This window comes from Microbacterium lemovicicum, assembly GCF_003991875.1.
GTDB classification, from domain to species: Bacteria; Actinomycetota; Actinomycetes; order Actinomycetales; family Microbacteriaceae; genus Microbacterium; species Microbacterium lemovicicum.
On record NZ_CP031423.1, the window covers coordinates 1,352,950 to 1,367,703 of the forward strand.

Below are 14,754 nucleotides of genomic sequence, written 5' to 3' on the forward strand. Positions count from 1 at the left end.
CTGGGTCCACCATGGTCGCCCCCTCCGCCGCATCGACCGCTCTGACGCTGTCCCCTCGGCCGCTCGGCGGCCAGCGTTCCGGACTCGTGCTCGCCCTGGCATCCGCTCTCGCCTTCGCCTCGAGCGGCCCCTTCGTGAAGCCGCTGCTCGAGGAGGGGTGGACCCTCGGAGCGGCGCTCCTCGTGCGCATGGGCATCGCCGGGCTCATCCTCTCGCCCGCCCTGGTGCGGGCGATGCGCGCGCAGCGGGGGTTCCTCCGCCGCCATTGGCGGATCATCGTGCTGTTCGGACTCATGCCCGTCCTGGGCACGCAGATCTTCTTCTTCTCAGCCATGCAGCGGATGCCGGTGGCCGTGGCGCTCCTCATCGAGTACCTCGCCCCCGTGCTCCTGGTGGCGTGGGTGTGGCTGCGCACGCGGCGGCGCCCGTCGCGGCTGGTGCTGTGGGGGACGGCGGTCGCCGTGGTCGGCCTCGTGCTGGTCGTGGACGTCTCGGGCTCGTCCTTCGACCTGTTCGGGACGGTTCTGGCCCTGTGCGCGGCGGTGTGCGTCTGCGTCTACTTCGTGATCTCGGAGCGTGTCGATGACGACCTGCCCGCGCTGGCGCTCTCCGCCGGCGGTCTCCTCGTCGGGGCGCTGGTCATGGCGGTCCTGTGCGCGTCGGGTCTGATGCCGTTCGCCGCGCCCGACGTGTCGATCGTCCTCGCCGGGATGGAGGTCGCCTGGTATGTGCCGATGCTGTGGGTCGCCGCCGTCGGCACCACGGTGGGCTACGCGCTGGGGGTCATGGCCGTGCCGCGCATCGGTTCGCGCCTGGCGTCGTTCGTGGTGCTGTCGGAGGTGCTGTTCGCCCTCGGCTTCGCGTGGCTGTTCCTGTCGGAGGTGCCCGCGCCGATCCAGTTCGCCGGCGGCGCGCTGATCCTGGTGGGCGTGGTGCTCGTGCGGTTGGACGCCGGTGCCCCCGCGGCCGAGGCGCCGTCGACGGGTGCGGGCGCCGCGGTCACGAGTCCCGTCGCGCCAGCTCCATGAGCGGCGTCACGCGGTAGCCGATGACCTCGCCCATCGCCAGCGACGTCTCCGTGCGCTCCACGCCTTCGATGGCGAGGATGCGGGCGTCGGTGTCGAAGAGGTGCTGGGTGTCGCGGCACGCGACGCGCACGAGCAGGTCGACCTGGCCGCTCAGCCCGTGCGCCTGGACGACCTCGGGAACGCGCTGGAGCTCCACGGTGATGCGCGGGAGCTCCGCCTGGCGCACCATCACGTTGATGAACGCCTCGATCGGGAACCCGAGCGCCGATGAGGACAGCGCCCGCTCGTAGGACAGGAACACGCCGGCGCGCTCGAGCCGCGACATCCGCGCCTGCACCGTGTTGCGCGACAGGCCGAGCTTCTCGGCGAGGGCCACCACGGTGGCCCGGGGGTCGGTCGACAGCGCGGCCAGGAGTTCGAGGTCGACGTGGTCGAGGTTTCCCATAGTGCGAAAGATTAGCACCCGGGAAATCGCCGCCTCTTGTCAACATGCTCAGGGCGATCGCGAATGCTTGAGCTAGTTGAGCGCCCGACGTATCGTCGCCCCTGTCGGCAGTGTTGCCGGCGACCGCAGCGGACGGGCCCCACGAAGGCCCCGAAGCCCATCGGAGGGATGACGATGATGCACACCCTGACCCCCACGGACGACCGCGCCGCCGACGTCGACGACGTCGCCCGTCTGCTCACCCAGGACGGCGTGCGGGTGCGCGACGCCGACCTCGACCCGTGGGTGAGCGACCTCGACGCCGACGCGCTCCGCGGCCTCTACCGCGACATGGTGCTCGTGCGCCGCATCGACACCGAGGGCGTCGCCCTGCAGCGCCAGGGTCAGCTCGGCCTGTGGGCGCCCTGCAACGGCCAGGAGGCGACCCAGATCGGCACGGCCCGCGCCCTGCGCGCCGACGACTTCGCCTTCCCCAGCTACCGCGAGATCGGCGTCGGCTACGCCCGCGGCGCGGCGCCCCGCGACTTCGTCATCGCCTGGCGGGGCGAGGAGCACTCCACCTACAACCCGTTCGAGATCAACAGCGCCGTGCCCCAGATCATCATCGGCGCGCAGACGCTGCACGCCGTCGGCTACGCGATGGGCATCCAGCGCGACGGCGGCGACCAGGTCGCCGTGGCGTACTTCGGCGACGGCGCGACGAGTCAGGGCGACGTCAACGAGGCCATGATCTTCGCGTCGTCCTTCACGGCACCCGTCGTGTTCGTGTGCACCAACAACCAGTGGGCGATCTCCGAGCCCGTCACGGTGCAGGCCAGCTATCCGATCGCGGGACGCGCGCCGGGCTTCGGCATCCCGAGCATGCGTGTCGACGGCAACGACGTGCTCGCCTGCACGGCGGCCATGCGCTGGGCGCTCGAGCACGCGCGCAGCGGCAAGGGGCCTGCGTTCATCGAGGCGGTGACCTACCGCATGGGCCCGCACACCACCTCCGACGACCCCACCCGCTACCGCGACAAGGAGGAGGTCGAGCGCTGGCGCGAGCGCGACCCGCTGCAGCGCCTGGAGACCTACCTCCGCGCGCAGGGCGCCTTCGACGAGGCGTTCGCCACCGAGGTCGCGGCCGCCGCCGATGCGCTCGCCGCAGAAGTGCGCGCCGCCGCACTGGGTGCGACCACGCGCGATCCGCTGACCCTGCTCGACAACGTGTACGCCGAGCCGCACGTCGGCATCGACGAGCAGCGCGAGCGCTTCGGCGCCTACCTCGACGGATTCGCGGATGCCGCGACCGACGCCGGGGGAGCGGGACGATGACGCTGCTCACCATGGGTAAGGCGCTCAACGAGGGCCTGCGCCGCGCGATGTCCGACGACCCGAAGGTGCTCGTCATGGGCGAGGACGTCGGCAAGCTGGGCGGGGTGTTCCGCATCACCGACGGGCTGCTCGACCAGTTCGGCCCGTCGCGCATCATCGACACCCCGCTCGCGGAGTCCGGCATCATGGGCACGGCCGTGGGCCTCGCCTACCGCGGCTACCGCCCGGTCGTCGAGATCCAGTTCGACGGCTTCGTCTACCCCGCGTTCGACCAGATCGTGTGCCAGGTCGCGAAGCTGCACTACCGCTCGTCGGGCAACGTGCGCATGCCGATCACGATCCGCATCCCGTGGGCCGGCGGCGTGGGCGCCGCGGAGCACCACTCCGAGTCGCCCGAGGCGTACTTCGTGCACACGTCGGGCCTTCGGGTCGTGGCCGTCTCGCAGCCTCAGGACGCCTACGTCATGCTGCGACAGGCGATCGCCTCCGACGACCCGGTGGTGTTCTTCGAGCCGAAGCGGCTCTATCACGCCAAGGGAGAGGTCGACCTCGACGCCTCCCTCGCCGACGCCCCGCCCATGGGTCTCGCGCGCGTGGCACGCCCCGGGACCGACGTCACCGTGCTGACCTACGGCGCGCAGGTGGGCACGGCGCTGGACGCCGCGACCGCCGCCGAGGACGAGGGCATCTCGCTCGAGGTCATCGACCTGCGCTCGCTGTCGCCCGTGGACTACCGCACGATCGAGGCCTCCGTCCGTCGTACGGGACGGGTCGTGGTGACCCATGAGGCGGCGCGCGAGGCCGGTGTCGGCGCCGAGCTCATCGCCAGCGTCACCGAACGCTGCTTCCCCTACCTGGAGGCCGCGCCGATGCGCGTCACCGGGCATGACATCCCGTACCCGCCCGCGAAGCTCGAGAAGCATCACCTGCCGGACCTCGACCGGATCCTCGACGCCGTCGACGCCGTGATGGACCGGCCGAGCAGCCTCGACCGGGTCGCATCGGGCGAGAACTCCGGCCTGTCGAACGGGGGCGCGCGGTGATCCAGGACTTCCGGCTCCCCGACCTCGGCGAGGGGCTCCCCGAGGCCGAGCTCGTGTCGTGGCAGGTCGCCGAGGGGCAGACCGTCACGCTCAACCAGACGATCGCCGAGGTCGAGACCGCCAAGGCCGTCGTCGAGCTCCCGTCGCCGTTCGCCGGCACCGTCGCGACCCTGCACGCCGCCGCTGGCGACGTCGTGGAGGTCGGCTCCGTGCTCATCTCGTTCGATCTGCCGGGCGCGGAGGCCGAGTCGCGGGTGGCCGATCCGGTGAGCACGCCGTCCGTCGTCGCTGCGGCGGCGTCCGCGACGGCGGGGTCCGGGGCTCCTTCCCCGTCCGCGCCCGAGGCGCCGGTCGAGGAGAAGTCGCAGCCCAACCTCGTCGGCTACGGTGCCGCCCCACGCTCAACGGCCCGGCCGCAGCGCCGCGCACGCGCGGGCGCCGTGTCGGGGGCGGCCGCAGCATCCGATTCCGCGGTCCGCGAGGCCGCTCCGCACGATGCGATCGGTGCGCACGGGGGTGCGGAGTCGCTCGCCGACGCGCTGCTGGACCGCCCGCGGTCGACGCCGCCGGTCCGCCGCCTGGCGAAGGACCTGGGCGTCGACCTCGCCGTCGTTGCGGGCACGGGTCGTCACGGCCTGATCACCCGTCAGGACGTCGAGGCCTTCGCGAAGCGGAGGGATGCGGCGGCCACGACCTCGCCGGAGGTCGCGCGTGCCGGCATCCCGAGCGGGGGCGACGACGGCTCGCGCACCACGCGCACGCCGATCCGCGGGGTGCGCAAGCACACCGCGCAGGCGATGGTGCGCAGCGCCTTCACGGCGCCGCACGTGACGACGTTCCTGACCGTCGACGTCACGCCGACGATGGAGCTCGTCGCGTCGCTCAAGCGCGATCGGGCGCTCGAGGGGCACCGCATCGGCATCCTCGCGGTCGCCGCGAAGGCCGTGTGCCTCGCGCTCGGCGCCCACCCCGAGCTCAACTCCCAGTGGGACGAGGATGCGTATGAGATCGTCCAGCACCACGACGTGCACCTCGGCATCGCCGCGGCGACGGGCCGGGGACTGGTCGTGCCGAACATCAGGCGCGCGCAGGAGCTCACCCTCGTCGAGCTGGCGGACGCGATCGGCGCGCTCGCCGAGACGGCCCGTGCCGGTCGTACGACGCCGGCCGAGATGAGCGGCGGCACGTTCTCCATCACGAACGTCGGCGTCTTCGGCGTCGACGCCGGCACGCCGATCATCAATCCCGGCGAGGCCGGGATCCTCGCGCTCGGAGCGATCCGGCGGCAGCCGTGGGAGTTCCGCGGCGAGATCGCGCTGCGCGACGTGATGACCCTCGCGCTCTCCTTCGACCACCGCCTCGTCGACGGCGAGCAGGGCGCGCGGTTCCTCACCGCGGTGGGCGACGTGCTCCGCGAGCCCGGCCGGGCGATGCTCCTGCGCTGACCCTTTCGGTCGGCCGCCCCGTCGACACGCCCGGGCATTACGGCGGGTCGGCGGGGCGACACGCCGTCGCGCGGGGGCCAGGTGCGGCGTGTCGCGTGCTCGGCCGGCCGGCCTGTCCGCGGTGGTGCAGTGTGTGCTCGGCCCGACGGCCTGTCCACCAACCTGTCGCCGGGCGACGCGTGCCGTCGGGAGCAGGGATTCCCGGCTGTGTCAGGGCGAAGGAGAGGGCTCACGGATGCCGCGGCCCGCGGCACGCGGAGGGTCCCGGCGAGCGGCGGGTGCAGCATCCGCTAGACTGGAGGCACTTGCGAGTCCGTTCGGACTCCCTGCGTCGTCAGAACGCTCCTTCCCTCCGCGGCCGGCTTCGGCCCCGCGCGACGGAAACATTCTCACGGCGAACGATTGCGCCGACCGGTGCCTTCGCCATCCTGCTGACGCGCCGTCATCGCCGCGTCGGTGCATCGCCGCCCCGTGCCGTTCCGGCTCGGACGCGTGATGCCGCCCGCCACGAAAGGCTCACCCATGTCTTCCGACATCCCCACCTTCGCCGAACTCGGCGTGCCCGCACCGCTGGTGCGCGTGCTCACCGAGCAGGGCAAGACCAGCGCCTTCCCGATCCAGGTCGACACCCTGCCCGACACGCTCGCCGGCCGCGACGTGCTCGGCCGCGGAAAGACCGGCTCCGGCAAGACGCTGGCATTCTCCATCCCGATGGTCGCCCGTCTCGGCGGCGCGCTCGCCGGCGGCGCCCGCCGCGCCGGCCGTCCGCTCGGACTCGTGCTCGCTCCGACGCGCGAGCTCGCCACGCAGATCGATGCCGTGCTGGCCCCGCTCGCCGCGGCCTACGGCCTCAAGACCACCACCATCTACGGCGGCATCAGCCAGAAGCGCCAGGTCGATGCGCTGCGCGCCGGCGTCGACATCGTCGTGGCCTGCCCCGGTCGCCTCGAGGACCTCATGAAGCAGGGCTTCGTGACCCTCGACGCCGTCGAGATCACCGTGCTCGACGAGGCCGACCACATGGCCGACCTCGGCTTCCTCCCGGTCGTCACCCGCATCCTCGACAAGACGCCCCGCGGCGGACAGCGCCTGCTGTTCTCGGCGACGCTGGACAACGGCGTCGACAAGCTCGTCTCGCGCTACTTGCAGAACGAGGTGCTCCACTCCGTCGACGAGGCCAACTCGCCCGTCGCCGCCATGACGCACCACGTCTTCGAGACGGCCGACGCCGACACGAAGAAGGAGCTCGTCCGCGTGCTCGCCAGCGGCCGCGGCCGTCGCATCCTCTTCATGCGCACCAAGCACCACGCCAAGAAGCTCGCCAAGCAGCTGACCGACCAGGGCATCCCCGCGGTCGACCTGCACGGCAACCTGTCGCAGCCGCAGCGCGACCGCAACCTGGCCGCGTTCGGGGAGGGCAGCGTGCGCGTGCTGGTGGCGACGGATGTTGCGGCGCGCGGTGTGCACGTCGACGACGTCGAGCTCGTCGTGCACGTCGACCCGCCCATGGAGCACAAGGCGTACCTGCACCGCTCGGGCCGCACCGCCCGTGCCGGCAGCGCCGGTGACGTCGTCACCGTGATGCTTCCCGCCCAGCGCAAGGACACCGAGGCGCTGCTGCGCAAGGCCGCCATCTCCGTGCGTCCGGTCTCGGTCGCCGCGGACTCGGCCGTCGTGGGCGAGCTCGTCGGCCCGACCGCGGCGTACGTGAAGCCGCAGCCCCGCCAGGAGCAGCCCTCCGGCGGCGGACGCTCGCAGGGCGCCAACGCCCAGCGCAAGCGCGCCGCGCGCGGCGACCAGTCCGACGCGTCGCAGCGCTCCGGCCGCGAGGGCGGCGCAGGCCGTTCCGGTCAGGGTCGCGGCGCTCAGCGCTCCGCGGTCGCGCAGCCCGCGGGTGCCGGAGCATCGCGCGGTGCGTCGGCCGGCGGTCAGCGCTCCGGCGGTCAGCGCTCGGGCGCAGGTGCCGGTGCGGGTCGTCCCGCAGCGGCTGGAGCGGGACGCTCCGGCGGCCGCTCGGGTGGCCTGCGCGTCGGCGACGCCGTGCGCAGCAACCGCACGAACCGCCGCGCGCAGGGCTGATCCCGCACCGCGGCTCACTCTCCATCGAGAAGTCGCAACATGCCACCCGGCTCCGCCCGGGCACGGCGTGTTGCGACTTCTCGTGTATCCGGGGGGAGGCGAGTCGGGCGGTCCGTGGACCGCGCTGCGGCCCGCGCCGTGGCTCACTCTCCATCGAGAAGTCGCAACATGCCACCCGGCTCCGCCCGGGCACGGCGTGTTGCCACTTCTCGTGTATCCGGGGTGAGGCGAGTCGGACGGGCCGTGAACCGCGCCGCGGCCCACTCTCCAACGAGAAGTCGCAACATGCCACCCGGCTCCGCCCGGGCACGGCGTGTTGCGACTTCTCGCGTATCAGGGGGGAGGCGAGTCGGGCGAGCGTGTCCGGCCGAGCGGCGCGTCAGACGGTGAGGGCGGAGGTCGCCATGGCGGCGAGGATCCGCCGCACGGTGCTGTCGGCCGGCGTGGTGCGCACGCCCTTCACGCTGTGCGGCGTGGAGTTGATGAGCCCGAAGCAGGCGAGGGCGCGCACGCGCAGCTCGTCGTCTGAACGATCCGGGTGCACGCGGGACAGCACCTGCACCCACCCGTCGACGTACTCGCGCTGGAGGCGGCGCACGCGGTGGCGGTCGGCCTCGCTGAGGCTGGCGAGGTCGCGGTCCTGCACGCGGATGACATCGGCCTCCGCCAGGGCGAAGTCGACGTGGAACTCCACCAGCGCCTCGAGCTGCGAACGCGGGTCGTCGTGCGCCTCGGTCACGCGCCGTCCGCCGTCGCGGAGGCGCTCGCTCACGCGCAGCAGGATGGCGCCCAGCAGCGCCTGCTTGTTCGCGAAGTGCCGGTAGACGGCCGGTCCGCTGACCCCGACGGCGGCGCCGAGATCTTCCAGGCTCACGCCCGTGAAACCGCGCTCGGCGAACAGCCGCGCCGCCTCCTGGAGGAGGGCGCTCTGCCGGTCTGCCTTCGCGCGGTCGCGTTCGGTGAGTCCGCTTGCCATCTCAGTTAACCCTCGCTAACCTGAAGTCTGAGTTAGTGAACACTAACCAGAAGGATCGCGCGCGGACAACGGGCGTGATCCGATCGTGACGTCGACGGAGATGACATGACCGGGCCTGCGACCGTGGACCAAGCCGAACTGGCGCGGATGCTGCGGGCACGGGTGGCCGCGGCATCCGTCGGTGGATCGGCGTCCTCGCGGGCGCGCCATGTCGCGCGCGGCAAGCTCCTCCCGCGCGATCGTGTCGCCCGGCTGCTGGATGAGGGCAGCCCGTTCCTCGAGGTCTCGCCGCTGGCGGCGGACGGACTGTACGGGGGAGAGGCGCCGGCCGCCGGCGTGATCGCCGGCATCGGGCTGGTGCACGGTCGGCATGTGATGGTCGTCTGCAACGACGCGACCGTCAAGGGCGGCACGTACTTCCCGATGACGGTGAAGAAGCACCTCCGCGCGCAGGAGATCGCCCGCGAGAACCGGCTGCCCTGCATCTACCTCGTCGACTCCGGCGGCGCCTTCCTGCCGATGCAGGACGAGGTCTTCCCCGACCGCGACCACTTCGGGCGCATCTTCTTCAACCAGGCGCGGCTGTCGGCCGAGGGCGTGCCGCAGATCGCCGCCGTGCTCGGCTCGTGCACGGCCGGCGGCGCCTACGTACCCGCCATGAGCGACGAGACGGTGATCGTGCGCGGTCAGGGCACGATCTTCTTGGGCGGACCGCCGCTCGTGAAGGCCGCGATCGGCGAAGTGGTCTCGGCGGAGGAGCTCGGCGGCGGCGAACTGCACGCCCGCCGCTCGGGCGTCGTCGACCACCTCGCCGAGGACGACGAGCACGCCCTCGAGATCGTCCGCGACATCGTCGCGACGCTGCCGCTTCCGGGGGCGCCCGTCTGGGACGTCGGCGCGGTCGCTGCGCCCGTGGCCGACCCCGGCGAGCTGTACGACGTGGTGCCGGTGGACGTCAACCAGCCGTACGACGTGCGCGAGGTCATCTCGCGGCTGGTCGACGGCAGCGCGCTGCACGAGTTCAAGCGCGAGTACGGCGCGACGCTCGTGGCCGGGTTCGCGCGCATCCACGGCCATCCGGTCGGCATCGTCGCCAACAACGGGGTGCTGTTCTCGGAGTCGGCCTCCAAGGGCGCCCACTTCATCGAACTGTGCGATCAGCGCGGCATCCCGCTGCTCTTCCTGCAGAACATCTCGGGCTTCATGGTCGGGCGCGACGCGGAGGCCGGTGGCATCGCCAAGGACGGCGCCAAGATGGTCACCGCCGTCGCGACCACACGCGTGCCCAAGCTCACCGTCGTCATCGGCGGATCCTTCGGGGCCGGCAACTACTCGATGTGCGGCCGGGCGTACTCGCCGCGGTTCCTGTGGACCTGGCCGGCGAGCCGCATCTCCGTCATGGGCGGCCCCCAGGCGGCCTCGGTGCTGGCCACCGTGAAGCGCGATCAGCTGGAGGCCGCCGGAGAGCAGTGGTCCGAGGAGGACCAGGCCGCGTTCGAGGCGCCGATCCGTGCCCGGTACGACGAGCAGGGGAGTCCGTACTACGCGACCGCGCGCCTGTGGGACGACGGCGTCATCGATCCGCTCGACACGCGCGACCTCCTCGGGCTGGCGCTGGACGTCGTCTCGCGCACCCCGCTGCCCGAGCCCCGCTTCGGCCTCTTCCGGATGTGACGACATGACCGAGACGCTCTTCCACACGGTGCTGGTCGCCAATCGCGGCGAGATCGCGCGTCGCGTCATCCGCACGCTCCGTCGCCTGGGCATCCGGTCCGTCGCCGTCTACAGCGACGCGGACGCCGACGCGCCGCACGTGCGCGAGGCCGACGTCGCCGTGCGCATCGGCCCCGCGGTCGCGTCGGCGTCGTACCTGTCGATCGACGCGGTGGTCGCCGCCGCGCGCGAGTCGGGCGCCGAGGCGATCCATCCCGGCTACGGCTTCCTGTCCGAGAACGGCGCGTTCGCCGCCGCCTGCGAGGCCGCGGGCATCGTCTTCATCGGTCCGGGCGAGCGCGCGCTGGACGTCATGGCCGACAAGATCCGCGCGAAGGCCCACGTGCAGGAGCACGGCGTGCCCGTCGTCCCCGGCTTCAGCGCCGTCGGCCTTCCGGACGACGCCATCGCGGCCGAGGCCGAGCGCGTCGGCTACCCGCTGCTCGTCAAGCCGTCCGCCGGCGGCGGGGGCAAGGGCATGCAGATCGTCCGGCTGGCGGCCGATCTGCCCGATGCGCTGGCGACCGCGCGGCGGGTGGCCACCGCGGCGTTCGGCGATGACACCCTGCTGCTCGAGCGTCTCATCGAGCGTCCCCGGCACATCGAGGTGCAGGTGCTCGCGGACGCTCACGGCGCCGTCCTCCACCTCGGCGAGCGCGAGTGCACCCTTCAGCGCCGCCATCAGAAGGTCATCGAGGAGGCGCCCTCCCCGATCGTGGATGCCGCGACCCGCGCTCGCCTCGGAGCCGCCGCCTGCGCGGCCGCGGCATCGGTGCAGTACCGCGGGGCGGGGACGGTCGAGTTCCTCGTCGCCGCGGACCGCCCGGACGAGTTCTTCTTCATCGAGATGAACACCCGGCTGCAGGTCGAGCATCCCGTCACCGAGCTCGTCACGGGCGTCGACCTCGTCGAGCAGCAGCTGCGCATCGCGGCGGGGGAGCCGCTCGCCTTCGCTCAGGACGACATCGTGCTCCGCGGGCATGCCGTCGAGGCGCGGGTGTACGCGGAGTCGCCCGAGCGCGGCTTCCTGCCGGCGGCCGGGACGGTGGTCGTGTGGCGGACGCCGCGGGGCGAGGGCGTCCGCGTCGACGGCGCCGTCGAATCGGGGTCTCGCGTGACCGCCGACTACGACCCGATGATCGCGAAGGTGATCGCAAGCGGTCCGGATCGCCGCACGGCGCTGGCCCGCCTGGACGCCGCACTCGCGGACACCGTCGTGCTCGGCGTCGACACGAACGTCGGCTTCCTCCGGCTGCTCCTCGCCGATCGCGCGGTGGCGGCGGGCGACCTCGACACGGGCCTGATCGATCGTCTGCCGCCGTTCGTCGCCGGTCCGCCTGACGGTGCGGCGCTCGACGTGGCTGCGCTCGCCGTCGCGGCGGCCTCCTCCGTCGGGGCGGCGACCGTATGCCGCGCGGGAGCCGCAGGCGAGCCGTGGACGTCGCTCCCCGGGTGGCGGATCGCCGCGCCGGCCACCGCCGCGCCGCGCGCGTTCCTCACCGACACCGGCGTCGTCGTCGCCGGCAGCGGGGCCGCGTCGGGCGACGAAGAGGCAACCGATGATGGCCCGGCCGGCGGCGAAATGGCCGGCGCCGGCGCGCCCCGTGGTCAGGCACCCCGTGATGCGGCCTCCCGTGATGAGGCGCCCCGTGATGTAGCGCGCCGTGGTGAAGCGCCCCGTGATGAGGCGCCCCCTGGTGGTAATCCGGATGCCACGACCACCCCCGCCACGGTCGCCCTGGACGACGAGGGCGCCGTGTGGGTGCACAGCGGCGGCGGCACCTGGCGGCTGCGACCGCTGTCCCGCCGGGAGGCGGCGCAGCGGCGCCGGGATGCCCGCGAGCGCGGGGTCGCAGCATCCGATCCCGTCCTGCGGGCTCCGATGCCGGGCACCGTGGTCGCCGTGCATGTCGCCGACGGAGCCGTCGTCGCGGCAGGCGACCGCATCGTCACGGTGGAGGCCATGAAGATGGAGCACGCCGTGGTCGCTCCGCATGACGGCGTGGCCCGGCTCGACGTCGCCGTCGGCGACCAGGTGCGCCGGGATCAGACCATCGCGCGCATCGATGCGCGCGCAGAGGACGACGTCCCTCACGAGGGGACGAACCGATCGGAGGACGCAGATGCAGTACGGGCTGAATGAGGACGAGCGGGACCTCGCCGCGATGGTGCGCGAGTTCGCCGACGAGGTGATCGCGCCGCAGTCGTACGAAGCCGACCGCACCCACACGCTGCCGCTGGACGTCGTCGCCCAGATGGGCGACATGGGGCTGTTCGGGCTGCCGTTCCCCGAGGAGTACGGCGGCCAGGGCGGGGACTACTTCGCGCTGTGCCTCGCGATCGAGGCGATCGGCCGGGTCGACCAGTCGCTCGCGATCACGCTGGAGGCCGGTGTCAGCCTCGGGGCGATGCCGGTGTTCCGCTTCGGCACGGAGGAGCAGAAGCAGGAGCTGCTGCCCGATCTGCTCGCGGGGCGCGCGCTGGCGGGCTTCGGGCTGACCGAGCCGGAGGCAGGGTCCGACGCCGGCGCCACTCGCACGACCGCCCGGCGTGACGGCGATGAGTGGGTGATCGACGGGTCCAAGCAGTTCATCACCAACTCCGGCACCGGTATCACCCGCTTCGTCACGGTGACGGCGGTGACCGGCGAGCGCGACGGACGGAAGGCGATCTCGACGATCATCGTGCCCAGCGGCACTCCCGGCTTCACCGTCGAGCCGGCGTACGACAAGGTCGGGTGGAACGCTTCCGACACGCATCCGCTGACGTTCAGCGGCGTGCGCGTCCCGGCCGGCAACCTCCTGGGCGAGGAGGGTCGCGGGTTCGCGAACTTCCTGCACATCCTCGACGAAGGACGCATCGCCATCGCCGCGCTCGCAACCGGTGCCGCGGAGGGATGCCTCGAGGCGGCGGTGGAGTACTCGCGCTCGCGCATGGTCTTCGGGGAGGCGCTGTCCAAGCGCCAGAGCATCCAGTTCATGATCGCGCGGATGCAGCTGCGGGTGCACAACGCCCGTCTCGCGTGGCACCACGCGGCACGTCTGCGCGACCGCGGCCTGCCGTTCAAGACGGAGGCCGCCATCGCGAAGCTCACCTCGAGCGACGCGGCCATGGACAACGCCCGCGACGCGACGCAGATCTTCGGCGGAAACGGCTTCATGAACGAGTACCCCGTCGCGCGGCACTACCGCGACTCGAAGATCCTCGAGATCGGCGAGGGGACGAACGAGGTGCAGCTGCTCGTGATCGCCCGGGCGCTCGGGGTAGCGTGACAGCGTGACCGACGATCGTGTGCCCCCGGCTCCGGCGGGTCGGGTGGTGGAGCAGCGGGGCCTGTTCGCCGACGAGCTCGAGGTCGGCGCGCGCTACCGCCATCGTCCCGGTCGGACGGCGACGGAAGCAGACAACGTCCTCTTCTCCTCGCTCACGATGAACAACCAGGCGCTGCACCTGGACGCCGCGTTCGCCGCGACGCAGCCGTTCGGACAGCGCCTCATGAACTCGATGTGGACGCTCTCGACGATGGTCGGCGCATCGGTCGCTCAGCTGACGCAGGGCACGCTCGTCGCGCAGATCGCCCTCACCGATGTGTCGTTTCCGGCGCCGCTCTTCGCCGGTGACACGCTCACGGTCGAGACCGAGGTGGTGTCCGTCCGGCCGTCGGCGTCGCGACCGGGGCAGGCCGTGGTCACGCTCGCGCACACCGGCACTTCGCAGTCCGGGGCCGTCGTGGGCAGGGCGACCAGGGTGGCGCTGATGTGGCGATCCGCGGATGCTGCGGCCACGGCATCCACGCGATCTGCGGGATCTGCGGGATCTGCGGCATCTGCGGGATCTGCGGGATCTGCGTCATCCGCATCTGCCGCTCCTGCCGACGCGGAGGTGTCCTCATGACCCCGTTCACTCCCGGACCGGCGCTGCTGTTCTGTCCGGCCGATCGTCCGGAGCGGTTCGCGAAGGCGCTGGAGCGTGCCGATGCGGTCATCCTCGATCTCGAGGACGCCGTCGCCCCCGCCCGTCGCACCGCCGCCCGCGGCGCGCTGATCGAGTCGGACCTGGATCCGGAACGCGTGATCGTGCGCGTCAACGCCCCGGGGACCGACGCCTTCGTCGCCGATCTCGCGACGCTGTCGCAGACCGATTACCGGACCGTCATGGTCGCCAAGGCCGAGACGACGAAGTCGCTGAAGCCATTCGATGCGCGGTTCCGCCTCGTCGCGCTCTGCGAGACGGCGCGGGGTGTCGTCGCCGCCGAGAAGCTCGCCGCGCACGAGAGCGTGGTCGCGCTGATGTGGGGTGCGGAGGATCTGGTCGCGAGCATCGGCGGCACCTCCAGCCGCAAGCCGAACGGTCGCTATCGCGATGTGGCTCGGGTCGCGCGCTCGCGCGTGCTGCTCGCCGCAGCCGGAAACGGCAAGGCGGCGATCGACGCAGTGCACCTCGACATCGCCGACACGAGAGGTCTCGCCCGGGAGGCGACGGATGCTGCGGCCTCCGGCTTCGCCGCGACCGCGTGCATCCATCCGAGCCAGGTGCCGGTGATCCGCAGCGCGTACGCACCTGATTCGAAGACGATCGCCTGGGCGCGTGGGGTGCTGGCCGCGGCGGAGTCGCAGGGCGGCGCCTTCACGTACCGGGGGCGCATGGTGGATGAGCCGGTGCTGCGGCACGCGCGCGCCGCGCTGGAGCGCGCGGCGCGCTGAGGGCCCTG

General features: G+C 72.4%; 12 protein-coding genes. 10 read left to right on the top strand and 2 right to left on the bottom strand.

The window, feature by feature from the left end; translation table 11 throughout:
• Positions 1–11 precede the first annotated feature (11 nt).
• Positions 12–1,028 carry an EamA family transporter gene (locus tag CVS47_RS06300; protein ID WP_127095337.1) on the top strand — a complete coding sequence of 339 codons (1,017 nt, stop codon included), beginning with the start codon at positions 12–14 and terminating at the stop codon, positions 1,026–1,028.
• Here the strand turns inward: CVS47_RS06300 and CVS47_RS06305 are convergent.
• Complete coding sequence (locus tag CVS47_RS06305) at positions 1,000–1,473, bottom strand: Lrp/AsnC family transcriptional regulator (RefSeq protein WP_127095338.1); 474 nt, start codon at positions 1,471–1,473, stop codon at positions 1,000–1,002. The genes CVS47_RS06300 and CVS47_RS06305 overlap by 29 nt on opposite strands.
• 168 nt (positions 1,474–1,641) lie before the next feature.
• Between CVS47_RS06305 and pdhA the strand changes: the two genes are divergently transcribed.
• The 4 genes from pdhA (at position 1,642) to CVS47_RS06325 (ending at position 7,354) form a co-directional block, all read left to right on the top strand.
• Positions 1,642–2,787: a pyruvate dehydrogenase (acetyl-transferring) E1 component subunit alpha gene (gene pdhA / locus CVS47_RS06310; protein ID WP_127095339.1), complete on the top strand. Its 1,146-nt coding sequence runs from the start codon at positions 1,642–1,644 to the stop codon at positions 2,785–2,787.
• Positions 2,784–3,830 (top strand): alpha-ketoacid dehydrogenase subunit beta, encoded by a 1,047-nt coding sequence (locus tag CVS47_RS06315; protein WP_127095340.1) that lies wholly within the window; start codon positions 2,784–2,786, stop codon positions 3,828–3,830. The genes pdhA and CVS47_RS06315 overlap by 4 nt, the downstream gene beginning before the upstream one ends.
• Entirely contained in the window at positions 3,827–5,275 is a 1,449-nt protein-coding gene (locus CVS47_RS06320) for a dihydrolipoamide acetyltransferase family protein (RefSeq protein ID WP_127095341.1), read from the top strand. The genes CVS47_RS06315 and CVS47_RS06320 overlap by 4 nt, the downstream gene beginning before the upstream one ends.
• A gap of 522 nt (positions 5,276–5,797) precedes the next feature.
• The gene (locus tag CVS47_RS06325; protein WP_127095342.1) at positions 5,798–7,354 is read left to right on the top strand and encodes a DEAD/DEAH box helicase; all 1,557 of its coding nucleotides are present in this window, start codon (positions 5,798–5,800) and stop codon (positions 7,352–7,354) included.
• Positions 7,355–7,733: 379 nt separating this feature from the next.
• On the opposite strand, the gene CVS47_RS06330 is transcribed toward CVS47_RS06325, so the two are convergent.
• Positions 7,734–8,330, bottom strand: coding sequence for an SACE_7040 family transcriptional regulator (locus CVS47_RS06330; RefSeq protein ID WP_127095343.1), 597 nt, complete (start codon positions 8,328–8,330; stop codon positions 7,734–7,736).
• Between the two features lie 105 nt (positions 8,331–8,435).
• Between CVS47_RS06330 and CVS47_RS06335 the strand changes: the two genes are divergently transcribed.
• Genes CVS47_RS06335 through CVS47_RS06355 form a run of 5 tightly spaced genes read left to right on the top strand, consistent with a single transcriptional unit; the run spans position 8,436 to position 14,746 of the window.
• Positions 8,436–10,004: a carboxyl transferase domain-containing protein gene (locus CVS47_RS06335; protein ID WP_127095344.1), complete on the top strand. Its 1,569-nt coding sequence runs from the start codon at positions 8,436–8,438 to the stop codon at positions 10,002–10,004.
• Positions 10,005–10,008: 4 nt separating this feature from the next.
• Entirely contained in the window at positions 10,009–12,186 is a 2,178-nt protein-coding gene (locus tag CVS47_RS06340; RefSeq protein WP_127095345.1) for an acetyl/propionyl/methylcrotonyl-CoA carboxylase subunit alpha, read from the top strand.
• The gene (locus CVS47_RS06345; protein WP_127095346.1) at positions 12,167–13,315 is read left to right on the top strand and encodes an acyl-CoA dehydrogenase family protein; all 1,149 of its coding nucleotides are present in this window, start codon (positions 12,167–12,169) and stop codon (positions 13,313–13,315) included. Before CVS47_RS06340 ends, CVS47_RS06345 begins: the two co-directional genes overlap by 20 nt.
• Positions 13,316–13,319: 4 nt before the next feature.
• Positions 13,320–13,937 (top strand): MaoC family dehydratase, encoded by a 618-nt coding sequence (locus CVS47_RS06350; RefSeq protein ID WP_378790305.1) that lies wholly within the window; start codon positions 13,320–13,322, stop codon positions 13,935–13,937.
• On the top strand, positions 13,934–14,746 hold the full coding sequence (locus CVS47_RS06355; protein WP_127095347.1) for an HpcH/HpaI aldolase/citrate lyase family protein: 813 nt from the start codon (positions 13,934–13,936) through the stop codon (positions 14,744–14,746). Before CVS47_RS06350 ends, CVS47_RS06355 begins: the two co-directional genes overlap by 4 nt.
• The last annotated feature ends 8 nt before the right edge of the window (positions 14,747–14,754 follow it).